At 48.3% G+C, this 26,035-nt stretch carries 22 protein-coding genes; 9 read left to right on the top strand and 13 right to left on the bottom strand.

What is annotated here, in order from left to right; genetic code table 11:
• Positions 1-134 precede the first annotated feature (134 nt).
• Positions 135-1,490 (bottom strand): dicarboxylate/amino acid:cation symporter, encoded by a 1,356-nt coding sequence (locus tag JET16_RS14815; protein ID WP_199617063.1) that lies wholly within the window; start codon positions 1,488-1,490, stop codon positions 135-137.
• 231 nt (positions 1,491-1,721) lie between these two features.
• Between JET16_RS14815 and JET16_RS14810 the strand changes: the two genes are divergently transcribed.
• Complete coding sequence (locus JET16_RS14810) at positions 1,722-2,609, top strand: serine/threonine protein kinase (RefSeq protein WP_199617061.1); 888 nt, start codon at positions 1,722-1,724, stop codon at positions 2,607-2,609.
• Here the strand turns inward: JET16_RS14810 and JET16_RS14805 are convergent.
• Genes JET16_RS14805 through JET16_RS14795 form a run of 3 tightly spaced genes read right to left on the bottom strand, consistent with a single transcriptional unit; the run spans position 2,606 to position 6,004 of the window.
• A complete protein-coding gene (locus JET16_RS14805; protein WP_199617059.1) occupies positions 2,606-2,794 on the bottom strand; it encodes a hypothetical protein in 189 nt (62 codons plus the stop codon). The two genes, JET16_RS14810 and JET16_RS14805, sit on opposite strands and share 4 nt — an antisense overlap.
• 50 nt (positions 2,795-2,844) lie before the next feature.
• Positions 2,845-3,648, bottom strand: coding sequence for a formate dehydrogenase accessory sulfurtransferase FdhD (gene fdhD / locus JET16_RS14800; protein WP_199617057.1), 804 nt, complete (start codon positions 3,646-3,648; stop codon positions 2,845-2,847).
• A gap of 1 nt (position 3,649) precedes the next feature.
• A complete protein-coding gene (locus tag JET16_RS14795) occupies positions 3,650-6,004 on the bottom strand; it encodes an FdhF/YdeP family oxidoreductase (RefSeq protein WP_199617055.1) in 2,355 nt (784 codons plus the stop codon).
• Positions 6,005-6,252: 248 nt separating this feature from the next.
• Here JET16_RS14795 and JET16_RS14790 point away from each other — a divergent pair, with 248 nt between their 5' ends.
• Positions 6,253-7,680: a S41 family peptidase gene (locus tag JET16_RS14790; protein WP_199617053.1), complete on the top strand. Its 1,428-nt coding sequence runs from the start codon at positions 6,253-6,255 to the stop codon at positions 7,678-7,680.
• Between the two features lie 241 nt (positions 7,681-7,921).
• Here JET16_RS14790 and mnmH read toward each other — a convergent pair whose 3' ends face one another.
• Together mnmH and JET16_RS14780 are read right to left on the bottom strand one after the other, a co-directional pair.
• On the bottom strand, positions 7,922-8,959 hold the full coding sequence (gene mnmH, locus JET16_RS14785; RefSeq protein ID WP_199617051.1) for a tRNA 2-selenouridine(34) synthase MnmH: 1,038 nt from the start codon (positions 8,957-8,959) through the stop codon (positions 7,922-7,924).
• A gap of 751 nt (positions 8,960-9,710) precedes the next feature.
• On the bottom strand, positions 9,711-10,511 hold the full coding sequence (locus tag JET16_RS14780) for a helix-turn-helix transcriptional regulator (protein ID WP_199617049.1): 801 nt from the start codon (positions 10,509-10,511) through the stop codon (positions 9,711-9,713).
• 462 nt (positions 10,512-10,973) lie between these two features.
• Here JET16_RS14780 and JET16_RS14775 point away from each other — a divergent pair, with 462 nt between their 5' ends.
• The 3 genes from JET16_RS14775 (at position 10,974) to JET16_RS14765 (ending at position 14,276) form a co-directional block, all read left to right on the top strand.
• Complete coding sequence (locus JET16_RS14775; RefSeq protein WP_199617048.1) at positions 10,974-11,654, top strand: class I SAM-dependent methyltransferase; 681 nt, start codon at positions 10,974-10,976, stop codon at positions 11,652-11,654.
• Entirely contained in the window at positions 11,641-12,897 is a 1,257-nt protein-coding gene (locus tag JET16_RS14770; protein WP_199617046.1) for a helix-turn-helix transcriptional regulator, read from the top strand. The genes JET16_RS14775 and JET16_RS14770 overlap by 14 nt, the downstream gene beginning before the upstream one ends.
• A 356-nt stretch (positions 12,898-13,253) precedes the next feature.
• Complete coding sequence (locus JET16_RS14765) at positions 13,254-14,276, top strand: ATP-grasp domain-containing protein (protein ID WP_199617044.1); 1,023 nt, start codon at positions 13,254-13,256, stop codon at positions 14,274-14,276.
• A gap of 186 nt (positions 14,277-14,462) precedes the next feature.
• Here JET16_RS14765 and JET16_RS14760 read toward each other — a convergent pair whose 3' ends face one another.
• From JET16_RS14760 to pdaA, 3 genes are all read right to left on the bottom strand, one after another.
• The gene (locus tag JET16_RS14760; protein ID WP_199617042.1) at positions 14,463-14,708 is read right to left on the bottom strand and encodes a hypothetical protein; all 246 of its coding nucleotides are present in this window, start codon (positions 14,706-14,708) and stop codon (positions 14,463-14,465) included.
• 69 nt (positions 14,709-14,777) lie between these two features.
• Positions 14,778-16,517 (bottom strand): glutamine--tRNA ligase/YqeY domain fusion protein, encoded by a 1,740-nt coding sequence (locus tag JET16_RS14755; RefSeq protein ID WP_199617040.1) that lies wholly within the window; start codon positions 16,515-16,517, stop codon positions 14,778-14,780.
• A 239-nt stretch (positions 16,518-16,756) separates the two neighbouring features.
• Positions 16,757-17,539, bottom strand: a complete 783-nt coding sequence (gene pdaA / locus JET16_RS14750) for a delta-lactam-biosynthetic de-N-acetylase (protein WP_199617038.1) — start codon at positions 17,537-17,539, stop codon at positions 16,757-16,759.
• 152 nt (positions 17,540-17,691) lie between these two features.
• On the opposite strand from pdaA, the gene JET16_RS14745 reads away from it, so the two are divergent.
• Entirely contained in the window at positions 17,692-18,516 is an 825-nt protein-coding gene (locus JET16_RS14745) for a DUF2935 domain-containing protein (protein ID WP_199617036.1), read from the top strand.
• A gap of 642 nt (positions 18,517-19,158) precedes the next feature.
• On the opposite strand, the gene JET16_RS30150 is transcribed toward JET16_RS14745, so the two are convergent.
• From JET16_RS30150 to JET16_RS14730, 3 genes are all read right to left on the bottom strand, one after another.
• Positions 19,159-19,497, bottom strand: a complete 339-nt coding sequence (locus tag JET16_RS30150) for a hypothetical protein (protein ID WP_325176696.1) — start codon at positions 19,495-19,497, stop codon at positions 19,159-19,161.
• A 12-nt stretch (positions 19,498-19,509) separates the two neighbouring features.
• Entirely contained in the window at positions 19,510-20,706 is a 1,197-nt protein-coding gene (locus JET16_RS14735) for a ParM/StbA family protein (protein WP_199617034.1), read from the bottom strand.
• Between the two features lie 198 nt (positions 20,707-20,904).
• Positions 20,905-21,420 carry a DUF2179 domain-containing protein gene (locus JET16_RS14730; protein ID WP_199617032.1) on the bottom strand — a complete coding sequence of 172 codons (516 nt, stop codon included), beginning with the start codon at positions 21,418-21,420 and terminating at the stop codon, positions 20,905-20,907.
• 116 nt (positions 21,421-21,536) lie between these two features.
• Between JET16_RS14730 and JET16_RS14725 the strand changes: the two genes are divergently transcribed.
• Positions 21,537-23,090: a glycine betaine uptake BCCT transporter gene (locus JET16_RS14725; protein ID WP_199617030.1), complete on the top strand. Its 1,554-nt coding sequence runs from the start codon at positions 21,537-21,539 to the stop codon at positions 23,088-23,090.
• Here the strand turns inward: JET16_RS14725 and gntK are convergent.
• Positions 23,087-24,625, bottom strand: coding sequence for a gluconokinase (gntK, locus tag JET16_RS14720; RefSeq protein WP_407673147.1), 1,539 nt, complete (start codon positions 24,623-24,625; stop codon positions 23,087-23,089). The two genes, JET16_RS14725 and gntK, sit on opposite strands and share 4 nt — an antisense overlap.
• A 128-nt stretch (positions 24,626-24,753) precedes the next feature.
• Here gntK and JET16_RS30605 point away from each other — a divergent pair, with 128 nt between their 5' ends.
• Positions 24,754-24,885 (top strand): hypothetical protein, encoded by a 132-nt coding sequence (locus tag JET16_RS30605; protein WP_267908701.1) that lies wholly within the window; start codon positions 24,754-24,756, stop codon positions 24,883-24,885.
• Between the two features lie 197 nt (positions 24,886-25,082).
• On the top strand, positions 25,083-25,955 hold the full coding sequence (locus JET16_RS14715) for an RNA polymerase sigma-70 factor (RefSeq protein ID WP_199617028.1): 873 nt from the start codon (positions 25,083-25,085) through the stop codon (positions 25,953-25,955).
• The last annotated feature ends 80 nt before the right edge of the window (positions 25,956-26,035 follow it).

Here is a 26,035-nt window from a genome sequence, read left to right as displayed (position 1 = left end):
CGGAAATCCCCTATACTGTCATCAATTCGCAATATAAATAGTAAATAAGCACCTGAAAATCTCCTATTTCATTTTCAGGGCAGGAGTTCGGCAAAAAAAAAGAGCGGCCCTCCCGGCCGCCCTCCGCCTCACACTTACACCAAATTAAGCTCCAATTGATCTTCTTCGTCGCGATTGAACGCTTCCCGGTCGAATTCCCCTTCCGACACGGCAACGACAAGGGACGATACCGTAGTACCCGTGGCGTTCACCGCCGTACGGCCCATATCGACAACCGCATCGATTGCGAGCACGAGGCCCAGCCCCTCGAGCGGCAAGCCCATCGCGGTAAGCACGACGGTTGTCGATATCGACGCGGGTCCCGGAACGCCGGCTACACCTACGGAAGCGACAATGCTGGCTAACACGATCAACACATAATCTGAAATATCAAGCGGAATACCGTATACGCGCGCGACGAACACGGCGACCACGGCCGGCCATACTCCGCCGCAGCCGTTCATATTGATCGTGGCGCCAAGCGGCGCAACGAAGCTTGCGATTTTATCCGAAACGCGCAGACGCTTTGTTATGACCTCTAAATTTACAGGCAGCGTTGCGTAGCTGCTTCGTGTCGTGAACGCAACGGCGACGGTCGGATACGCTTTTCGGAAAAACTTAACCGGATTCACTCTCGCGAGCAAGCTTGCCATGCCTCCGAACACGAATACGAAGTGCAGCAGGAGCGCGACATACGTCGCCAACACGAGTTTGATCAACGGCATCAGCGTATCCAGTCCGTAGCGCGCCGCCATGGCAGCAATGAGCGCGAATACGCCGTATGGAGTCAACCGGATAACGTACTTCGTCACTTGGAACATCACATTTTTGAACGATTCGACAAACTGCTTCACGGGCTGAACCGTTTCCGGCTTCCGCGATCCGAGCTGAACGATGGCGATGCCGATAAACAGCGCGAAGATAATTACCGGAACGACTTTGCCGTTCGCCATTTCATTCACCGGATTGGCCGGCACCAAGTCCAAGATGACCTGCGAGAATGTCGGCACTTCCCTCGCCTCGAAGTCCGCCGGCGGCGGCTGCGAAATTCCGGCTCCCGGATCGAAGCCGAGCGCTACGACCAATCCGATCACCGCCGCTATACCGGTTGTGATCAGAAACAACGCGACGGTTTTCACGCCGATCTTCCGGAGCTGCCCCACATTCGAAATCGACGTGACGCTGGAGATGATGGTTGCCGTTACAAGAGGTATCACAAGCATCTTGATCAGGTTGACATATATCGATCCGATCGTGGCCATCGCTTTAAAGTCATACTTGAAACTGTTGAGGAAAATACCCGCGGCAAGACCGAGACCAAGAGCGATGAGCACCCGGTTTCCGAAGCTTACCCGCTGTTTCGCCAAGTAATACAGGAAGCCGATAAGAACTGCCGCAATAAGAAGCGACACCCAGTTCGACTGAAACGCCAAGATCAAATTATTGTTCATAATTCCTCAAACCCTCCTTATTCCGACCTATTCAATCGGATTTGAAAGTAATAGTACTCCCGCACAGGCTGTCCTGTCAATAGCTAACTTTGAATGTCACCTTTTTGCTATGAAACACAGGATAAATAATAGGGTTATACTTTTTCCGAAAAATATACGGCTGCGGCCGAACGCTGGAAAAAACGCCGCCCACCGATTACACTCATAAATAAAGGCGGTGCAGACGCGCGTATGTACGAAAGATGGAAGAGACGATGGGCCGAGTGGAGGCGCCGTTGGGCGGAAAGACGGTTCGGCGAAGGCACGGTGGTGCGCGGGAGATATCGGATCGTTATGCCGCTAGGCGAAGGAAGCTACGGAGTGGCCTATCTGTGCGAGGATATCAAGAACGGCAACCGTCCATGCGTGATGAAGCGCGTGCAACCGATGCGGGGCGGACGATCGCGTGCGGAAGCCTTGTTTGATCTGGAAGTCCGGATGTTAACGCAGCTGCATCATGAGTCGATACCGGAGCTGTACGAACAATTTCATTACTACGGTTATTACTGCTTTACAATGGAATTTGCGAAAGGGGCGAGCCTTGAGCGGCTGCTGTTTGAGAAGGACACCGTTTTCTCTGAGGAACAATCCCTGACCATCGTGAACAAATTGCTTGATATAATCGGCTACGTGCATTCGAAAGGAATCGTCCACAGGGACGTTAGAATAGCCAATGTTATTGTTGACGGCGATCAGGTTCGTTTAATAGATTTCGGTCTGGCCCGAAGCTTTGCGGCGGAGCAACATGAATCCCCCGGGCCGCCGCTCGCGGATGACGTGAGCGATAACGACCCAATGGAAAAACAAATCCGCCGGAAAATTCACCCGAGCAGCGATTTTTATGCGGCGGGGCACCTACTGCTCTTCCTTCTCTACAGCGGTTATCCCGAACCGATGGAGAGCGGGGACGGCGACGAACGAAGCTGGGATGAGGAATTGGCCGGCCTTCATCCCATAACCAAACGGCTGCTCCGCCGCATGCTGCTTTCGGAGGAACAGCCGTATGAACAAGTTCAAGACGTACAAGCCGACATCTCGGCCGCTATCGATGCGCTTCAATCGCCGGACTCTTCCGCTTAGCTGCTGGAATAGCTGGAATAGCCTTTCTTCTTATAGTATCCGTGACCGTATTGGTTATGTTTCGGCGGGTGGCCGTAATGAGGTTTATAATGATGATCGCTGCTGCTGTATTTGCGGCCGTATTTGTAATGCCTCTTGGAAGAGAGCGAAGAATAAAGCAGTTTCTTAAGGATTTTCTTCAACATGGCTGAGTCCTCCTTTTCTTCTTTATTACGTTCGACTTCCTTTATAAGTTTCATTCTACGACGATTCGCTCCGGATGAGAATAGACGTTAAGGGACCGGTCACGGATAAACCCGACGGCGGTAATCCCTAGATCGTCCGCCAAATCGACCGCGAGCGTTGTAGGAGCAGATTTCGTCAAAATGATCCCAACCCCGATTTTCGCCGCTTTCAACAGCACTTCGGAGGAGAGACGGCCGCTGAACGCCAACACTTTGTCACGCATCGGAATTCGCCGTTGAAGACAGTAACCGAATATTTTGTCCAACGCGTTATGCCTGCCGATATCGGTGCGCATGACAAGCACATCATCCGCCGTGCACAGCGCCGCGTTGTGAACGCCGCCCGTCAGCCGGAAATCGGACGACATATCCCGCAGCCGGTCCATCAACGTGAAGCATTGGCCGACGGAAAGCTTCGTCTTTGCGGTGATCGTCCTCGCCGTCCTCATGTCGTTGTGGAAATAAAACTGCCTGCTCTTGCCGCAGCAGGAACCTATGAACCGCTTCGAGAAAAACTCCTTACCCGCCGCTTGTTTATTCAACAGCTCGACGTAAGCGAAGCCGCGCTGCCGGTCGATTCGGATCGCTTCGATCTCTCCGGCGCGCCTGATCAATCCTTCGGATGCAAGAAAGCCGATGACGAGCTCTTCAAGCTCCGCGGGAGTGCAAACCATCGTAGCGAACTCTTCGCCGTCTACGACGACCGTTAACGGATATTCCACCGCCACCCGGTCGGCCTCTTCCCTTATTCCGTCCCGGTTATACCGGACAATCGCGCGCCGTTCCGCAACGCGGTCGAATTCGAAATCGCCCATGTCAGCTCACGTCCATCTCCAGCTCTTCGATGCGCTTCTCGACGTACTTCGTATCCTTGAAAGCGTGGAACGTCTCCGCTTTCTCCACCGCAACGACCGTATTGTATTCGGGGATGCCGGCATGCGGTTCGTAGACGCCCTTCGGAACGAGCACATTACCTTCCGGCCAATATACCTGCACATTGCCGCGCCGCGTGTCGGCGTACTTCGCCCGGCCGTGGAACGTGCCGCACCGGTTATATACCACAACGGCCTCGCCGTCCTTAATGCCCGCCTCCCGAGCGTCTTCGGCATGAATAAGCACGTCGCAGCGGTCCGCGCCGTTGAACGGGTCGGTGTCGCTGTAAATCATCGAGTTGAACTGTTTTCCTCTGCGCGTCGTCAGATAGAATCGGCCCTCCGGCTTCCTCAGTTCAGGCAATTGAACGGGAATCAACCGTCCCCGCCCGTCTTTCGTCGGACATACGCCGTCCTCGCACAGCCACGCCCCGCCCCATTGAAAGACGTCGCCTTTGTTCTTCAAGTGCTGAATGCCGTCGTAATTCGGATTGGCGAGCGCGATCTCGTCGCGGACGTGCTGCGCGCTCGCGAACGAGATCAATTGCTTCTTCTCCGGCTTCACCCGCGCCGCAAGCTCGGTATAAATCTCCCATTCGCAGCGAGCTTCCCCGATCCGGGGTCCCATAATTTCAGGAGAAAAATACACCATGCGCTCAGTGGACGTCGACGTGCCCCCGCCCGGCTGCTCGTAACGCGTCATCGCCGGCAGTACGATAACGTCCTCCTTCGCGTCAACGAGCGCGGACGTATTAAGCATGATGTCCTGGTGAACGCGAAGCTCCACATTTTCCAAGCACTGTTCCATAAATCCGGGGTCAGGCATCGTCTCCAAGAAATTGCCGCCGGATGTGTACAGCACCTTCAGCTTCCGCTCATGCGCGTCCGGCAGCATCGCGTTTTCCAGCGAAACGCCGACGATGTCCCCCTGCCACCTCGGAATGTCGAAACCCCATATCGATTCAATGCGTTCGATCGTTTCCGCGTCGTCGAAGTCTCCCCCCGGCAGCGAGAACGGATCGGCGCCCATCTCGGACGACCCCTGCACCCCCGAATGGCCGCGGATCGGCATCACTCCGCAATGCTTGCGGCCGATAAAGCCGCGCAGCATGGCCAGGTTGGCGACCTGCGTCACATTGTCCGTGCCGAACCGGTGCTGCGTCAGGCCCATCGACCATACGAAGACGGCGCTCTTCGCCTTCGCGAGCAGTTCCGCAAACTCGCGCATCCGCTCCTTCGTAATTCCTGACGACCTCTCGAGAGCTTCCCAGCTCTGAGCTTCGATATGACGCTTCAGCTCTTCAAATCCGTTCGTATGCGCTTCGACGAATTCTCGGTCCACTGCCGAACCCGCGGCCGCCGCCTCCATCTCGAACCAAATCTTAATGACGCCGTTCATGAACGCGATGTCGCCGCCGATGTTGACCTGGTAAGCGTCGTCGACGAGCTTCGTCCCGAACAAAGCGCTTTCAGGAATGGACGGGATCCAATATTGTTCCATGGCAGGCTCGCGGTACGGATTGATCATAATGATCTTCGTTCCTTTCCGTTTCGCCGCGTACATATATTTCGTGGAAACCGGCTGGTTGTTGGCGGCGACGGACCCCCAAAACACAAGCACGTCCGTGCCGATCCAATCTTGGTAGCCGCAGCTCGACGCCCCGATGCCGAGCGACCGTTTCAAGCCGGTTTTGCTCGGCGAATGGCATATCCTTGAAGCGTTGTCTATGTTGTTTGTGCCTATAAACCGCGCCATTTTGCCTGCCGCATAATATGTCTCGTTCGTAATGCCCCGCGCTGTGAGGAAGAACGCGAGCTGCTTCGGATCGACGGCCCGAATTTTCGTCGCGATTCGGTCGAGCGCCTCGTCCCATCCGATCCGCGAAAACCGCGAGTCGACTCTGCGCCGCAGCAGCGGATACGGAATGCGGCCGAGGCCGCGAAGCTCGGTGCTGCATAATTTGCGCAAATCGGCTATGTCCGAATGGAGAATGTCCGGCTTAATGGCCGGCATCGTGTTCAGCCTCAGTACGTTAAGACGCGTCGTGCACAGATGCGGACCGGTCAACGTTTGATCCCGAAGGCCCGCAACTCCAAGCGCGCATCCGTCGCACACGCCTTGCGTCAATATCCGCATCGCATACGGCAAGTTATCGCGGTTTTCCCATACGGATTTCAACGTGTCCCTGATATGCTTCGGTTTCACTTTTCCCAGGCCGAACGGAACGGGACTCACCCACAGCTTCGGATTCGGAGTAAAAGGCAGCTTCATCGGACCTTCGTGTTTCGTTTTCCCCATTTCGCGGCACACCTCCAGGAGAGCTTCTTTTATTAATTGTACATCAAATCTTTCCGGAAAAAGCATTCTTCCTAATCTATCGAAATTATGCTATATTCAGGGCACTTATCATAAGAAAAACTTCTTCGTAGTAACTCTAGGAAGCCAGACCGCGATTAGAGGAAGTTTTTCTTGAAACATAAGAATTCACCTTTTCATGACCTGATATTTATAAATTCTTATGTTATAGGAAGGCGGTTTTTGCGTATATGAATTGGAGACGCATCGTAACAGGTTCCGTACTCGCCGCAGCCTTATTATTGGCACCCCTGCATTATATCGCCGCGGAAACGTCAGAGACGGATAAAAATAAAGAAACTTTGCTGAAAGCATATGAAGACTTATTGCAGCACTATTCGAAGCCCGGCCAAGAGAAGCTGGTTGAGGCCGCGATTCAAGGCATGATCGAATCGCTTAACGATCCTCATACCAATTATATGCCGCCGGACGATTATTCGACGTTCATCAATTCGATTAACCAAAATTATGCGGGTATCGGCATTGTGGCCGTTGCGGACGAAGAGCGCAAAGGTTTGGAGGTTAGGGAAGTTTTCCCTAATACGCCGGCCGAGAAAGCGGGACTTGCCGTCGGCGATCTCATCGTAAAGGTGGACGAAACTTTGCCGACACCGGGCAAAGTGCAGGAGCTCAACCGGCTTATCCGCGGTAAAGAAGGAACGGTCGTAACGCTGCATGTGGTGCGTGACGGTAAGAATATCGTCATTCAACCGACGCGGCAAATCATTCAACTTCCGCTTGTGAAACAAACCGACGCCGGCAACAACGTTCACATGATATCCATCTATTCTTTCGGTGAAAAAACAGCGGAAGAATTTCAGAAAGCGTACGATGAAGCGATTCTTTCGAATGCCAAAGCACTGATTCTTGACTTAAGAGGAAACGGCGGCGGTTATGTCGACAGTGCGATTGAGATCGCGGATTTCTTCTTAAAGAAAGGGGATATTGTCGTATTTCACGATAAGTCGGGCAACGACCAACCGGTCGCCGCCGATGCGCAAGGAACGGATATTCCGCTTGCCGTCCTCATCGACGAGAACTCGGCCAGCGCATCGGAAATATTGGCGGGCTCGCTCCGCAAAAACAATAGAGCTCTCTTGATAGGAACCACTTCATTCGGCAAAGGCACGATGCAAACTACAGTGAAGATGCCCAACGGCGCCTTCATCAAAGTTTCAATCGAACAATGGGAGCTGCCCGACGGCTCGATCATCGACCATAAAGGAATTCAGCCGGATATCCGCTTGTCCTACCCTCAATTGTTCGTCAATGCGGCCGTTCAAGCTTTGGTTCCGAACCGGAAGCAGGAATTGACGTATTCCCAGGGGCAAGGCGCGGCAATTCTCAACGGAACGAAATTAGCCGATTCACCTGTGCTCATCACTCTTAACGGCAAAGTGTATATCCCGTTGCGTTTCACGGTCGAAGCACTCGGTTCCGCAGTGAGTTGGGCGAACGGTGTTACGTCCTTCAACCTTGGCGGCAAGGAAATTGCCGTGCCTAAAGGACAAGGCACAGCCCTCACCGGCGGCGTAACGTATATTGAGGCGGGAGCCTTCGCCAAGCTGATCGGCAAGCCGATCGCCATCGACAAAGATAAGGTAACGATACGGTATTAAGTAACCGCGACCTCGACGAGAGGATATAATTTGAGGATAATGATTTACGGAATTTCATGTACTTAAGTTTTTTCTTGATTGGCTGACAACAAGACTTAACGGAATTTTGTGTACTAAAAAGCGGCCGCAACTTATGAATAATGCTCAAACCTTGTCCCTCGATAGCATTTTTTTATCTTAAGTACCCGCGAGTCCCTTAGGCATCCAGAAGCTTTCCAAATGATCTCCAATCCATCTGCTTTTATGTTTTATATCTATCAATTATCTGTTTCAAATCATTTAACGCTTCGCCGATATTTTTCACTTTCAAAATAATTGGTTCAGACTCATACTCCTTTAACGAATGCTCATATTTTGGGTCGTAGTAATACTCCAAAAGCAATCGGAAAGCCTGCTCAAATGTTCCGGTTCTTAAGTGTTCCTCAATATCTTTAGCGATCGGTGTATGGATGTGTCTTTTAATTTTTTGGAAGGCTTCAATAAACTGTTCTTGATACTGTTGGGGATTATAATCATTAATAATATTTCGTACACGTTCTTCACGCGGCATGTCTAAAAAAATATGCAGACCTTTCTTCTTGGAAGAAAGCAGAAATTCAGGAACGGTGATCTTTCCTATCCGTTTACTCTCAGCTTCCATTATAAAATAAGGGTGGTTTTTATGTTTAATCAGCTCGTGTATTAAAAGTGAATCGAATGTTTTTTGATTGTTTGCTTCGAGCCCGATTCGTCCGAATACCGATCCGCGATGCCGGGCCATGCCCTCTAAATCGATTACCGGCTCACCTTGTTCAGCCAACATCTGTAATATTTTGGTTTTCCCGGATCCTGTTAGACCGTTAATAACTAAGCATTTCTGCGTTATAACGAAATTGTCGAGTTCATTGACAACCCATTGACGATATGAGCGGTAACCCCCTGACAATCGTTTTGACTTAACATTCATAAGATCTAGAAATGTTGCAGTGGCTAAACTCCTCATCCCTCCGCGCCAGCAGAACACCACTTTGTCCTTCTCTATCGCTTGGAATTGTTTAACGAATGCAGGAAGTTTTGCGGATACGATTTCCAAGCCTTTCTCTTTAGCTTCTTTTATCCCAACCTGCTTATATATAGTCCCAATTACTTTTCTTTCTTCATCATCAAATATCGGAATATTGATACTTCCGGGGATGCTTCCCTCCAAAAACTCCGAAGGTGAACGCACGTCGATTAATTGCAGATTTTCATGATGTGTTTGTTGTTCCACTAATTGCTGAATAGCTATGTCCGTTACCATTTCGAATCCCCTTTTACCATTTGAGCTTCTACATATTTTATCATTGTTTCCAATGAACTCAAGAATGAGTATAATGTATACACTTCTTTGGAGTGGCCGCGCCCGATCCGCTCGGATCCTTATCATCATTGAGAATGAAAAATGCCGCACCTCTTCCATCATCGGAAGTGAACGGCAATACTTAATCCGAAATGCTCCTTCAGGCCTTTCTTGTAGATAATTCGACGTTTATTTATTAAGCGGTGAGGTATCGTCACTTGTATCTAACCGTATCATTATTGCATAAACAATAGTGAAAAAATTAACTGAGTCCCCTTGAAAAAGTTATAACTACATATTCCAGTGGTGAGGGATGAATATGTCTCGAAAAATATTGCAAAGTAAGTTTAATTATGTGTTAGGCATCGGCTTTGTTCTAGGGATTACCTCGATATTTCACCCGAATGCAGACAAAGGTCTTTTCATTGGATTGATTTTGCTTTTTTCGTATTTAACCTACGCTTATGTTGTTTTAAATAAAAAAATGGTTCGGCCGATGTTACTGGTATTCTTGATTTTTTACTTTTTTGTCAATGTGGATGCAGTACTTCCATATGGGATTGATTTTGGAAACGATCGGTTCGGATCGGTATTAACTGTAGTAAGTCTGCTTGGAGTAATACTGGCAGTTATCATAAGTTTTTATATATATTCCAAAGAAAACAATCGAAAATTATAAGGTCTATTCTCTATGATATTTCTTGTCTATTCCTCAAACTAAAAATTTCGTCATAAACTCCCCTTTACTGTGTACTTTTGTCTTAGCGTACACCTTCTTAATCATATTGCGAACGGTCCCTTCAGTTATAAACAAATCGGCGGCGATTTTTACGACCGATTCGTTCCGTAACCAACGGATACCGACCTCCTTTTCTCGGGCGGTTAGGCCGTAGTTATCGAGAAATTGGAATCCTTCCTCAGGTGCCGGGATTTTCGGGATGGACGCTATTTTTGCTTCTGCATTCGAAATAATCTGATATAGCAGCAGCGCCGGAAACATGACGTTTTCACCCGCTCCGAAACAGAGATCCAAATATCCAATGATATTCCCGCGCAATCGAATCGGCGAACAGATCGAACTTCGTCTCTTCAACAGCGGATGTTGGTGCTCCGAACCTGACACCGCGACAACTTCGCCCAATTTTATCGAAGCGGCTGCCGCGTTAAAGCCGGCGTCTTTCATTGCAAGGGAAGCGCCTATTCCGAATTGAATCCCGTCTTTCCATTGCTGTTCTTTACCGGATATCGAATCTACGATGACCCCATCTATGTCGATCAGGAGTACAGCAACCTTGGATGAAAAATGTTTTCGCAAACGAGACACTTCACCGCGAACAATGAATATCAACTGATTGATTTTGTCCATCTTTCTTGCTTGAGCTTGTCTATATACTACAGCCCCTCCTTTATATTCCTTCTTCCAGTCTCTCAAGATTTCCGGTGCTACATCCCTCGCTTCCACCCAAAACCTTCCGTCTGTTTCTGCCAACTCAGCGGCAACCGAATCCATCATCTATATCACCTCAATATGTTTCACATAAAATATTGCTGCTATGCTCAAATATTGATGCTTTCTATAGCGCATTTTCTATTGTCAATGATAAAATAAACGCGCGATCATATTAATACTTTTGTACTGAAAGGCGAGTATTTTAATCCGAAAGGCAGACGGCGAATACACAACGGTTAACGCGGAGCCTTCAAATTAATATTAAAAGTCTGTCTAACGATGAAATTAATGCCGTAGTCAAAAAAACATTTAACTAACCTCCTCTACAATAAATAATTAAGTAACGATTTTATTATGTACCGGTTAATCCAATAACTTGTCCTTGATTCCAAATTATTCGATGTTACGATCGTCGTCATCCCCTAAATTTTGTAACATCATAAATAATTTTGTGACATGATAAAAGGTTGTAATTCGGTTTATCAGGAATTTACAACGTTTGGTGCTAAAGTGAGGGAACTTATTATGATGAATGATGTTTATAGCGGAGCTTGGTGGGACGAATTCAGTAATTTTTTTTCTAAGGAAGAATTATGGGATCGGGGAAGTAGAGGCCTCTTATTAAAGTATTTTTCCAAGTTTACCCAAACAGGTTCAGGAAATCGGGTGCTTGATGTCGGGTGTGGCCCAGGGATTAGTATAAAGCGGTTAAATGAGATGGGATATAAGGCTGTAGGTATCGATATCTCTCCGAAAATGATTGCAAGTGCAAGAGAAAAAGGTTTGGAAGCTTATTTGACGGACTGTAATCCTATTCCCTTCAATAATGGAGAATTTGATTACGTCTTTTGTTGTACAGTTGTGGAATGGGTACAAAATCCTTTCAAGCTCATCACTGAAATGGTTAGAGTAACTAGACCTGGAGGTGGGATCGTGATTGCTTGCCTTGGTCCTAGAAGTTTACCTCATGAAGAAGCATTTAAAAGGCTGCGTGGTGAACAGACCAATTACAATATGTTAATGCCGGTCGAGTTGCATAAATTATTGGTGGACGTCGGATTAAAGATACGGTCCATGACAGGAGTTAAAAATCAGAGCATCCCTTCTGAGATTTACTTAAATCTGGACTGGATCACGAAATCATACTGCAGCAACCTATGGATTATAGGTGCTGATAATGGAAGTGATCTCAATGATCCTGAATAACTTTGGGCAGTTCGTTCGTACGGGACGTGAAAGCATCAATTTGCTGCAGAAAGAACTTTCCGATGGAATTTGTACAAGGAGCATGATTTCACGGATTGAAACTGAAGACTATTTCCCCCATATTACCATCGTTGAAAAATTACTGGACAGGCTTATGGTTCCGATTCCTGTTTTTTTGGAAGAGCTATGCAGAGAGGACAAAGAACAAAAAGCCTTAGGGATTATCATTGAGTTTTTGAATGAGAAATACGAGAAGGAAAGAGACTTTCAAACCATCCAGAAATGGATTCAAAACATGCAGGAAATCAGGTTTGAGATGATAACAATATTCCGGGCCCATATGCACTCGCTTCGTGCCTTCGTTGAGGATGTAAAGCAAAACTTCGAAGAAGCGGAAAAAGAATACAAAAAATTTATTGAGTTAGCAAGGGGGCTTAATGATGTTTCAATGCTGGCGTCGGGTTTAAATAGGCTTGCTTTCATGTATGTAAATATCGATCTTGATAAAGCATCCGAATTTATCGAGGAAGCCTATTCATTAGCAACCCTGCACAGTATTCCAACTGAGTTAACCATATCTATAAACCTGACTTTATCCGCCTATAAGTATGGGATTGGGGAGTATCATACCGCTATACAAATTCTTCAAGCCGTCAAAAATCGTAAAAGGTTATCCCCTGTCTTTAGATTTCGCTCGCATAACCTATTAGGCAGGTGCTTTCATGCAATTGGGAAATATACGGAAGCGGAACAAGAATACAAGCAGACCCAAAACTATTTTAAGTATAGTACCAGCGGTGAATTGATATTTAACAATAACATCGGTAACTTGTATGCTGATATGGGCAAATATGATTTGGCTTTTAAGCATCAGAACAGGTCCATAGAAATTGCACTAGAAACAAATCAACCATATTTTGGTGAGATTTGTCGACTCCGTTTGGCGAAACTGCATAACTTGACTGGCAGAAATGGCGAAGCTGAATTGATATGTAAAGAGATTATCGAAGAAAGTTGGAATCCGCGAAACATCAGTATTGCTAAGCTGATTTTATCGGAATCACGCTTTGAACTGAATAATGAAGACTGTACCGAAATGATATGTGACGTGATTAATTTCTTCAATGAGCAAGGTGGAAGGGATGATGTACAATACCAGAAAGAAGCGTATAAGCTGTTAGCCAAAGTAAAAATGCCCAAGGATCATGTAAACTTATTTCCCGCACAATTGCTGATCTATTGAAAAGGTTGCGTCGAGGTGCCGACAGTTACAAGGACGGCACCTTTTACCTTTGGTGGAAGAATGCCGCAAGCGTCCGATCCACCAATATTATTTGTCCCTATGTAATAGGTGTTACAACGGACATGGAACGAATCAACTCAATTCTGCAGCTTGAGTTACAGGACCTAGGCTTACGTATGGTAGTATATACTTTTGTGACGATCCTGATACTGTATACTATATAGGGATTGGCTTAACGATTGTTAAGGAAAAAGTAATGAAGTTACAGAGGTGATATCTCCGTGGTAACACCTGAAGAACATTGTATTGAGTTTCGGGTTTCCTTGCCCTTATCCGCATAGTAGGAGGAATGCATATTGCGCGAAGTCACCATCATATACGATTATGCCGGCTATATTCGGGAAGATTTCTATCCCGCTTGCGGAATTGACATCCCTACAATAAGAAGAGCATTTGAGAATAAAAATTTCTCTGTGAACGAGTACAGTTATGATGATTTAATAAACGGAAACGTGCAAATTAAAAATAACTATATTGTATACTCCAGTTCCCAGAAACCGGAATATAAAGCCTATATCGACGATTGCTTGTACCAGCTTTCAAAGAATAACGTGCTTCTCCCCCGCTATGACATCTTCAGGGCCCATGAGAACAAGGGGTTTCAAGAATTACTTAAAAAGGAACTCGGTATACGCTCTTTATCGTGCGTGTACCTTGCTACTTTGAAAGATATCTATAAACATCGCGATAAAATTACTTATCCCGTCGTAATTAAAAAAGTGAACGGCGCGATGAGCTCGTATGTGTCGAAAGCCGACACGGAGCAAGATTTGATAAAACAAATAAAATCGATGAACAGCCCGGTCAACAAACTGCTTTATTTCCTGGATAAATATTTGGATCAACATATCTTAAAGAAAAAATATATCCATTACGACAGGGAATGCGATTACTTCGGCAGATACGTGCTGCAGGAATTCGTACACGGTCTTCAAGAAGATTGGAAAGTCGTAATTTGTTATGACAAATATTATTTGTTTCGGCGCAAAGTTCGGCATAACGACTTCAGGGCGAGCGGCAGCGGGAAGTTTGATTTTCTTGTCCAACCGCCCGAGGGTTTGTTGGATTTTGCCGAGCAAGTTTTTAATATGTTGGATGTACCTTTCTTATCCGTCGACATCTGCTTTTCGAATAATCAATTTTATTTGATCGAATACCAAGGCACCCATTTTGGTCCAATCGCGGTCATTAATTCTGAAGGTTATTACACTAGAACGGATCAAGGCAGTTGGACGAAAATAAAAACTAAATCTGTTTTTGCCGAAGTGTATGCCGATAGTCTGATCAGATACGTTGAAAAAATGGAAAATAATGCGTGAACGGCATCGCTCCGGGAAGCAGGCGCACCGCACTAACGGCCCTTGTTTCACTTCGGCACTTCGTAGTTCATCCGTGAACCACATTGTTTCACTCTGGAACAAGCGCAACCGTTCAATCGCCTCCTGTTTTACTTCGGCACTACGTAGTTCATCCGTGAACCACAGTGTTTCACTCTGGAACAAGCGCTACCGTTCAATCGCCTCTTGTTTCACTTCGGCACTACGTAGTTCATCCGTGAACCACGTTGTTTCACTCTGGAACAAGCGCAACCGTTCAATCGCCTCCTGTTTCACTTCGGCACTACGTAGTTCATCCGTGAACCACGTTGTGTCACTCTGGAACAAGCGCAACCGTTCAATCGCCTCCTGTTTCACTTCGGCACTACGTAGTTCATCCGTGAACCACGGTGTTTCACTCTGGAACAAGCGCAACGATGATAATTACCTAAGCTTAAAAAAACACCCCGCCAAAGCCAAAAGCGGGGTGTCCATCCCTAGCGATCAAATCTCGAACGAGCTCTTCAGCGACACGATCCGGTTGAACACCGGCCGGCCCGGCTGCGAGTCTTTCGGATCGACGTTGAAGTAGCCATGACGGAAAAATTGGAACTTCTCCTGCGCGGCGACATCCTTCATGTTCGGCTCGACATACCCGTGCACGACTTGCAGCGAATTCGGATTGATTCGCAGCTTGTCTCCCTTGTCCGTTACCGCACTTTCGCTTTCCAGCGCATCCGCCGGTTCCTCGTCAACATTTTCAGCGCCTTCTTCATCAAGCACCAACGGCTCATACAGACGAAATTCCGCCGGCACGCCGTTCTTCGCATCGACCCAATGGATGGTGCCTTTCACCTTCCGGCCCGTAAATCCGGTTCCGCTCTTCGTCTCCGGATCGTACGTGCACCGCAGCTCTACCACATGTCCGTCGGCATCCTTCACAACTTCCTCGCACTTGATGAAGTACGCGTGCTTCAAGCGAACCTCGTTGCCCGGGAACAAGCGGTGATATTTCGGAGGCGGGTTCTCCATGAAGTCGTCCCGTTCGATGTAGATTTCGCGGGAGAACGGAATTTGCCGCACGCCCATCTCCGGATTTTCCGGATTCACTTCCGCATCCAGCAACTCCGTCTGATCTTCCGGGTAATTCGTAATAACCACCTTCAACGGATCGAGCACGGCCATCGTCCGGGGCGCCTTCAACTTCAAATCTTCTCTAATAAAATGTTCCAGCATCCGCGCATCGACCGTGCCGTTCCCCCTGGAAATGCCGGTAGCCCGAATAAACTCCCGAATCGCTTCCGGCGTATATCCGCGGCGGCGAAGTCCGCTGATCGTCATGACGCGAGGGTCGTCCCAGCCGTCCAGCACGCCTTCTTCTACCAACTTCTTGATATGGCGCTTGCCGCTGATCGAATTGGTGATGAACAGCTTCCCGAACTCATATTGGCGCGATACATGCTCCATCTCGCATTCGCGTATGACCCAATCGTAGAACGGGCGTTGGTCCGCGAATTCCATCGAACACAACGAGTGGGTGACGCCTTCGATCGCGTCTTCAAGCGGATGTGCGTATGCGTACATCGGGTAGATGCACCATTCGTCCCCGGTATTGTGATGCGTTGCGTGAGAGATCCGGTACAGCACCGGGTCCCGCATATTTATATTCGGAGAAGCCATATCGATTTTCGCGCGGAGCACTTTCTCCCCGTTCTTGAACTCGCCTTTGCGCATACGTTCGAACAAGTCCAAGTTTTCCTCAACCGTACGGTTGCGGTATGGGCTATCGATGCCCGGCTGACTCAACGTTCCTCGCGTTTCCCGAATGCGGTCAGCCGACTGGTCGTCAACATAGGCTAATCCTTTGCGGATAAGCAGCAATGCGCGGTTATACATCTCTTCGAAATAATCGGATGCGAAGAATAGGCCGTCCCATTCGTACCCGAGCCACTTGACGTCCTCTTTGATCGCCTCGACAAACTCCGGGTCTTCCTTCACCGGATTCGTGTCGTCGAAGCGCAGATTCGTGCGGCCTTTGAATTCATCCGCGATCTCGAAATTGATGAAGATCGCTCTTGCGTGGCCGATGTGCAAATAACCGTTGGGCTCGGGCGGAAACCGGGTGACGATCTCCTTCACGCGTCCGGCTTTCAAATCGTCGACTACAATGGATTTAATAAAGTTCGAGGTTGTCGTTCCGCTCTCCGGGTTAGTAACCGTCGTTGTTTTATTGTCGTGTTCCATCGGCAATTTCCTTCCTTCTTCGCGTGTGCTCGATATACCCAGTCTGTCCGCTTTTCCCATAATGGTACCACAAAACGATGCTTTCTGAAAATTTCGCCAAGGATAAACGGCTTCGCCGTCCTCTTCGAGGTCGGCGCCGTTTACCGTTGATATATAAGCCAAGTATAGATGTGAAACTTATACTTTCTTATATTTGCACAAAAACAGGACACCGTGCCGGCGCCCTGTTTTCTATCGGTTTAATAGCTCCTCACCTGAAGCTCATCCAACCGTTTAAACTCGTAGCCTTGCTCTCTTGCGCCGTCAATGATGGCGGCCATCGCGTCCGCGTTGTCTTTGGATACGGCATGCAGCAATATTACGGCTCCGGGATGCAGCTGCGGCATCACTTTATCGTATGCGTACCGCCAGCCTTTCTGCTTCTTGGTGTTCCAATCGGCATAAGCGAGCGACCAAAATACGTTCGTGTACCCGAGCTCTTTGCTCACATACAGAGTACGATCGTTGAACAGCCCTCTCGGCGGCCGCATGTACGCCATCCCATGCTGCCCGGTGACATTGGCCACTTCAATTTTTACCTTATCCAATTCCTCCTTTATTTTTGTGTTGGATAAGCGCGTCATGTCCGGATGGGACCACGTGTGATTGCCGATCAAGTGCCCTTCGGCGACCATTCGCTTTAGCAGCTCCGGTTGATCCTTCACGTAATGTCCGGTTACGAAGAAGACGGCCGGCACCTTCTTGCTTTTCAAGACGTCCAAGATTGCGCTGGTGTGCCCGTTTTCGTATCCGTTATCGAATGTAAGGTACAATTCTTTCTTCGTCGTATCGCCCAGGAAGATCGCTCCGTGCTTTTCAACTATGTCTCTAAATCCTTCCTGGTTAATCGAAGGGAGCTTGCCTTCCTTGCTCTTCTTGAAACCGAAGCTGTACGGCGCCTCCGCCCGGGCCGTTGCCGCATTGTCTATAAGGAAGCTTCCGAGCAGCAAAAGCACCGCGAGCAACAGGGAATATCGTTTCAAGTGAATGATCACTCCTTCTATGGTTGTACTTTCTTTATTAATTTTCCATTTTCATTGAAACGTTATGTACTTTATCTTCGAGTAACGCACCAGGTATTCGCCTATGTCATACACTGAAGAAGTCATTAATTCACTTGGAGGTAATTAGACGGATGAACTTTCAAGAAGAAGCGTTGTTTGAGTTGCGTTTTTGGATGCAAATATTGGGTGACCACAGCCGTTTCATACACGATTCGTTGGCAGCGGAAGAAGTGAACCGAATTGCGGCAGCGAAAGCTTTTATCCAACTGTTCGATCAATTGCTTTACCGATCCAGACAGCCCCTGGACGACCGGCAGCTTATGACGTTATTGCAGGAAGCAAGAGCTGCAAGCGATCAAGTCCGCGCGTTTAAGCTGTCGCTTCTAAGTGAACATCTGGTCGGGAGTATAAAGACTTCTCTCCCGCCCACTTTCCTCAATCACATGGTGAACGAGACGGAAGAAGCGCTCAGAGTGCTGACCCCGCTTTCCCAAGGGCAAAAACCTCCGGTTGTTCACCCGCTGCACCATGACCTTGTGTGGCTTTTGGATGCCGTGGGCCACGCCGGGGCGATCAACGACCGGCTTGATTTAACGGAAAAGAACTTGAAACAGCTCAGCCATCAATATGCCAAAGAGTGGGAAGAGTTTTATCTGAAAGCAGTCGAGTTGGCGGGTTACTTGCGAACAAATATTACACATTTCCCCGCGTTGGCGAAGTTTCATCGGGACATCGAGCTTGAAATGCTCATGTTCATGAAGTTCTTGAACGAATTGGAGGAGATGAAGCTGGATAAAGAGGTATTGGGAGTGCTCACTCCGTTAATGGCTGACCATATGGCCCGCGAGGAATGTTACTATTTAATGAAACTGTCGGAGACGACGAAAGTGAAAGCTCCGCCGTGCGATCCGACTAAGCCGAGAACGGAAGAGGCTGCTGCCGCGAAGAAAGGCTAGACGGCAAAGACCATCACACCGCCAACAGTATGATATGGCACAGCTGCAAACGGGGTCCCGCTCCGAAATTGTCCGAATAGGTGATCTTCACGAAACTTATTTTTCAATCGTGTCGTACATTTGTCCAGCGAATGATCATTATGGCAACGGAATGTACGCAAACGGTCGTTGCTATGTATGTCTATCGGGTATATTTTTTCGTACTTCTGCGACTATGGCAATAGTGTGTGCGTAATGTGTCGTCTAAACAACCGTTTATGAACAGAGTATTGCCATAATAGATCCCGGTCGTCGGAATTCGCTACAATTATGGCAATCCGACGACCATTTGTATACAATCTATTTCCATAGAAGTTATCCGACTGCCGCACGACTCCGTCGACATATCGCTTTGGCAACGGAATGTACATAAACGGTCGTCATGAAACCTTTGCGACACTCCCCATCGACAGTCTCTTATTAACCATCCGCAGCACGCCACAACAGAACCAACACTCGTTTTGCGACGTGTAACTGCTCTACAACTGCTGCTTTTGACGCACGGTCGTACTGCCAGGCGTCACCCGGCATTGCCCGGAATCGCTTCGTATCGCTCAGCAATACTTAGCAATACCCGGTAATACCCAGAGCCGCCCGATTCGCCTACATCCAAGATTCAATATCCGCATCGTCGATTTCATCGTCACGCCTTACCGCATCCGCAACATTCGGCTGATGACCGGCAAAAACTCTCGGCTGCTCCAAAGCTGACGCAACTTCATTATTAAACGGCGGTAGCGGAGAGGAGACGAAAGACGGTCTTTCGGCGGGTATCGTCAGCTGCAAATTGCGCACCCCATTCATGCGTATTTCGTTCTCAATCAAATAACGGATGGAGTCCATTAAATTCGTTTGACTGTTCAACCATTCCATAACCGCCGCTGATTCGTTCTTTTTCGTTTTCAGACTAATATTTTCACCTGGCTTCTTCCATTTTTTCACGATTTACCTCCATTATGCGCTTTGCAGAGCTTTATTTTTTAAAGTTTCGTAGATTTTCCCGCGGACAAATGCATCAAGTCCTTCGGCATTCATCGTAATCGAGTATTCGGCAGGGATGTAAAGAAGCTTAATTTCACGTTCATCGCACAATTGTTTAAGCATCGGATACAGGATCGGACGCATTAGTATACTTCCTCCTCCGTACACGCAAATCACATCGATTTCATTTCTTGCTTTTGTCAGCTGCTTGCGGATATTTTGAAGAATTTGCTTTGCTTGTCCCTCCAGCGGGCGTGTGAGCGTCTTTATCGCTTTAGAGTAATACTTGTGATTCGGATTCTTGATCACGTCGCTGAAAAATTGTCTCGGACTATCCGGCAAGTGAATGAGCCGATTGAAATCGCCTAACGCCTCTTCTATTGCATGCCCGGCTCCGTGATGGCTGCCGTGCACAAACTGCCGCAGAAACTTATTTCCTTCCGTAATCGGATATTCCGTCGACCCGTCTCCAATATCGGTATGTAGAATGCGCTTGTCTTTAAAATAACCCCCGTTTACATTCCCCTTCAGTCCGTATGTTTCAACGAACTCACGCAGTATATCCCCTTCCCTCCACTTGCCTTCGGAATCCTTCTGGAGTGCGAATATTACCGGGGTAGCTTCCGGTATCGCTTTGGTGAACAGAAACTGCACCTTTACCGTTACCCGTTGTTTCCCAAGATGAACCGTCACATGATGGGGGCCATCCACAAACTTCTTCTCGAACTTGGCGGAAGACTCGTCGCCGTATTGGGTAATTGGCAGAGCGGTTGCCATATCGACTTGAACCTCGATATGTTCGACAATCTTCTTCTCTTCTTCGTAAATTCTTTGCACGGCCGCGGCGGCAATTTGCGCCAACGTGTTGACAATCGGCAAGTCTACGTCGCATTTCACGTCCAGACCGACTTGCATACTGTCGAGAATTTCGCCGCTATCCAGAGCAAACTTGCCTATATAATACATGCCCGGTCTTGCCGCAGGAGAGTCGATCGTGACGATTAACTGGTCCTGCAGGTTCCTTATAAAGCTTTCCGCAGATTGCTCATCGCTCCACGGCAGCTTGTCGACCATACAATTCACATTCGGCTGACGGATGAGCTTTCCGTCAATGATAATATCGTGCTCGCTGTTTCCGTTATCGTTCCCGACAAAAAAATGAAGTGTCATCGCGCTTCCTCCCGAACGAAGTATTATTAGGTAATACACGATATTCGAAAAAAAATATTACCCCGTGTTACGAAATCATAGTTTCTGAGCTCTCGCAGGTAACTAGTACTATTTTATTGAAAAGATATGATCAAACTATGAACGAATAATTAAATATTTTGTACAATTGCGAAAGGACAGCCGCCGCCGGCTGACCTTTTACCTTTTTATGACTTTTGTCCAAAATCCCCCATGGAACTGTCTAGGCTCAATAGTAATTACGAATGCCTTGGGATCCAACGCAAGAATCGAATTGTAAAGCTTATTGTGATTTTTTCGCTTGGCGAGTATTTCCATCACCACGCGCTCCCCGTCGCGTCCGAATCCGATCCAAGAGGTAACGCCATACCCCTTGTCGCGCAACGACTGTGCGATCTGTCCGCCCGATTCGTTGCTGATGACTTTGACAGTAACGTAACCGAGAGCGATTTTTTCCTCAATCCACGACCCGATCAAAATCCCTAAAGCGTAACCGAGTGCGTACACCGCCAGGCTGATAAATTGATTCAAATATTGCAGCACCAAATTTAATCCAAGCACATAAACCGTTATCTCAATCGTGCTTATCGCGGCGGCTATGTACTTTTGGCCCTTCAACGTCAATATCATTCTTAAAGTAAAAGCGGTGACATAAACGATCTGAATAAGAAAAATAGAGAGTAAAATGACAGCCACTGCCCGTAACACCTCCCGAGTTTATACTGCACCCGATGTGCACGCCATATTACCTTGTATCTACATAAATCGGCACGAAAGTTGAAATACTGGTCTGAAAGGAGGCATTGCCCGAAATGAAAAAAGTTTCCACCGTATTTTGGATTTCCGTGCCGATAGCCGTTGTTTTTGTGAGTTGGGGGGCCTTTTGGCCCGATATTCTCATTGGCTTCATGAGCGGGTTGCAATCGTTCTTCCTGGAACGGTTCGGATGGTTTTTTCAATTGTCGGCTACCTTCTTCCTTATTTTCGCAGTATTTCTGATCTTCAGCCGCTATGGGAAAATCAGATTGGGCAAGGACGACGATAAACCGGAATTTAACCGCGCCACTTGGTTCGCTATGTTATTTAGCGCCGGAATGGGCATAGGCCTGCTCTTCTTCGGAGTGTCCGAGCCTATTTCCCACTACGCCAGTCCGCCCGTCGGAGAAGGCGGCACAAGCGAGAGCGCCAGACTGGCGCTGCGGTACACGTATCTGCATTGGGGTTTTCACGCTTGGGCCATATATGCGACCATCGCTCTGGCTTTAGCTTACTATAAGTTCAGAAAAAATCTACCCGGCTTAATGAGTGCGACTTTATATCCATTGCTCGGAGAAAGAACGAAAGGCCCGATCGGTATGCTGGTCGACGTATTCGCCGTGTTTGCGACCGTCTTCGGCGTTGCCGCATCATTGGGTTTGGGCGCTGCCCAAATAAACGGCGGCTTAAGTTACTTGACCGGCATCCCGAACACAATTGCCGTACAGTTTATTATCATCGCCGTCGTTACCGTTCTGTTCATTCTCTCCGCCGGAACCGGAGTGAAGCGGGGCATCAAATATTTAAGCAATACCAACATGGTGTTGGCCGTCGTTCTGTTCGTCTTCTTCCTTTTCCTCGGACCGACCGTATTTTTATTGGATCTGATCACGACAACCTTCGGCGGATACGTCCAGAATTTGATTGTTATGGGTTTGCGGCTGGCGCCCTTCGACGAACAGCAAGCAACTTGGCTTAGATCGTGGACCATCTTTTATTGGGCGTGGTGGATTGCGTGGGCTCCTTTTGTAGGCACCTTTATTGCCCGCGTGTCGAAAGGAAGAACGGTAAGAGAATTTGTCATCGCCGTTCTTGTAATTCCTTCCGTCGTTTGCGCGGCGTGGTTCGGCGTATTTGGCGGGACAGGCATATATATGGAGCATGTATTGGGACTGCCGGTATCGGCACAAAGCCTTGAAACGGCGCTATTTTTCGTGTACCAGCACGTCCCGCTGTCCACACTGCTGGCGGTCGTCACTTTGATTTTGATCGGCACCTTCTTTATTACTTCCGCCGATTCGGCCACCTTCGTATTGGGAATGCAGACGACGCACGGCAGCCTGAATCCGCCAAACTCGGTCAAAATAATTTGGGGACTTATTTTATCCGCGTCGGCCGCGATATTATTGTACTCCGGGGGACTGCAGGGCTTTCAAACGGCGATTATTGTAAGTGCCTTTCCGTTAGCGGTCGTGCTGATCGTCATGGCCTTCTCCTTGTTGAAATCGTTCAGCTCCGAACAGCGTCCAAAACCGGGGGAACGTGCAAATATAGAAACCTCTCCGGCGGAAGAACGCGAAATAAAACCGTTCCGGCAAAAAGCGCGCTAAATCCATTTGCGCTGGAAAGCCGCAATGCTTGCGTAATCTTCCTTCAGCGCCTTGAACACATGAACATAAATTGGAATCAGCTCTTGGTATATGCGGACATTGTCTTGATTCGGCCGGTGATGGTACGAAGCGCCCACCATTTGCGAAACGATACGGAGCGAATCCGCCTCTCCCAGACTGTATAAACCGAGAATGGCGGCGCCCAAGCACGAGCTTTCAAAGCTTTCAGGCACGTATACGTCTTTGTCAAAGATGTCGGCCATCATCTGGCGCCACAGTTCCGATCTTGCAAAGCCTCCGGTAGCGTGAATTTTGTTCGGCGCGCCGATCAGCTCTTCCAATGCAAGAAATACGGAGTATAAATTAAGTATAATGCCTTCCATAACAGCCCGAATCAGATGCTCCTTCTTATGGTGCAAACCTAGCCCAAAGAACGATCCGCGCGCGTTCGCATCCCAAATAGGCGCCCGTTCCCCCGACAAGTACGGATGGAACAGGAGCCCGTCCGCACCGGGCTTCACTTGGGCCGCTATGTCCGCAAGTATCTCATACGGGTCTTTCTTCAAGCGCTTGGCGGTTTCGATTTCGGAAGCGCCGAGCTGATCGCGAACCCAGCGTAAAATCATTCCGCCGTTATTGACCGGACCGCCGATGACCCACTGTTTTTCCGTCAGCGCATAGCAAAAGATTCGCCCCTGAGGGTCAGTCACCGGCCGGTCCGTCACTGTCCGGATCGCTCCGCTCGTGCCGATTGTAATGGCTACGACTCCGGGGTCTATGGCGTTTACGCCCAGATTGGACAACACTCCGTCGCTCGCTCCCACGACAAACGGCGTGGAGGAGGGCAGATTCATCTCTTTGGCAAAAGACTCGTCCATTCCCTTCAAGCTGTACGTCGTCGGGACCGGCCCGGAAAGCTGATCCTCCGAAATTCCGGCGACCTCAAGCGCTTCCGCATCCCAATGCAAAGAAGTTAAATTGAACATCCCCGTTGCGGAGGCAATCGAATAATCTATCACATATTTCTTGAAGAGCTTATAGAACACATATTCTTTGATTGAGATAAACTTATAGGTGTTTGCAACGAGCTCCGGATGTTCGTTTCGAAGCCAGGTTAATTTGGATAGAGGCGACATCGGATGTACCGGCGTGCCGGTCCGCATATAAATGTCGATGCCGTTCATCTCGCTGTTTATTTTATCGGCCCACGCCGAGCTTCTCGTATCCGCCCAAGTGATCGATTTCGTTAAGGGGCGACCCTCTTTATCCATCGCAATAATGCTGTGCATAGCCGAACTGAATGACACGCAAACAATATCGCTGGGGTTTACTTTACTTTTCTCAATAGCGTTATGTATGGTTTTGATCACGGCTTGAAAAATCTCTTCCGGGTCTTGCTCCGCTATCGCCGGCGCCGGGGAATGCAGCGGATATTCAATGCCGTCGGTTGAAATTACGGAGCCGCCGGCGGAAAACAATACCGATTTCGTACTGGTCGTGCCGATATCCACTCCGATTACGTATTTTGCAGTCATCAGCCTGTCCTTCTTCCTCAACGGTTTTACCTTTGATTGTATACGATTACAGGAGGAAGTAAAACCATCAACGTATATTCTATCCGCATTCCGAAATACTATTTCAAACAAGACGGGAGGTGCCGAGCATGAATATTATGGATGGAATGGACGCCGCGAGGTTTAACTCCGCCAACCCCGACCAAAAACCCAAGGAAAAGGAAAAGAAAAAAGAAGATAAGGAAATGCCGATGGTGTTAAGGAATTTGAATAATAAATAAGTCTGAAGAAGCCGTCAGCGGCGATAAGTCGTCCTTACCGCCGCTCACTTCAACCGACCCCCTCCCGCAAATATAAGGTGTACCGTTAAAAGCCACTTTTTGGGCGCTGCGGAAGCGCGACATTGATTTTGCCGCAAATTTCCTTTCTAATAGACGTAACGGGTTTCATTTCGTCGGAGGAAAGGAGCGGTGGGAGCATGGATTTGGAATTGTTGTATAAGCAGTACTATCCGCTGCTCTTCTCCATTGCATACCGCATGCTTGGCTCGGTGGCCGATGCGGAAGATCTCGCGCATGATGTGATTCTTCAAGCCGAACCGCTCGACGCCGATAACATAACGAATATGAAAGCGTACTTAACGAAGATGGCCGCGAACCGATGTTTGAATCTGTTGAAATCTTCCCGCAAGAACCGGGAAGTTTACACCGGCCCATGGCTGCCCGAACCTCAGGTAAGCTTGCATGAGGAAAGCCCCTTGGAGACGGTGGTGAAGAACGAGACGATTTCTTACGCCCTTCTTGTTTTAATGGAGCAGCTTACACCTGTGGAAAGAGCCGTGTTTGTCTTAAGGGAAGCCTTCGAGTATGAATATGGAGAAATTGCGGAGATATTGGAGAAATCGGAAGCGAATTGCCGGAAAATATACAGCCGTGTGAAGAAGAAGCTGCAGCCGGGTGTCCCGCAGCTTTCGCGAAGCGCGGAACATATGGACCGGTTGGTGAAGAAATTTATCGACGCGTCAAAAACAGGAAACTTCAGTGATTTTATCGGCATGCTGACCGACGACGCGGTGTTGATTTCCGATGGTGGCGGCAAAGTGCTTGCCGCAATCAATCCGATCGTCAGCAAAGAGCGTGTGGCCGCGTTTTTGGAAGGTCTTGCTTCGAAAGGAGGCTTTCAAGGGGATATTCGGCCGGCTTTTGTCAGCGGACAAAGCGGAATCGTGCATATCAAAGACGGCCGCCCGGATAAAGTCATTTGTTTTGATTTGGATGAAAGCCGAAAACACGTCAACCTTATTTATCTCGTAAGAAATCCCGATAAGCTTAAGCGCATTACGGTGCCTTAATTATGTATAGAGCCACAATGAGGCTCTTTTTTTGTTGTCACAAATAGAACCCGGTAATTGTCTTAGTAGAGAAATAATTT

It is taken from the genome of Paenibacillus alkalitolerans (genome assembly GCF_016482785.1).
GTDB lineage: Bacteria > Bacillota > Bacilli > Paenibacillales > YIM-B00363 > Paenibacillus_AE > Paenibacillus_AE alkalitolerans.
Note: the sequence above shows the minus strand (reverse complement) of the source record. Positions and strands in the feature narration are given on the sequence as shown.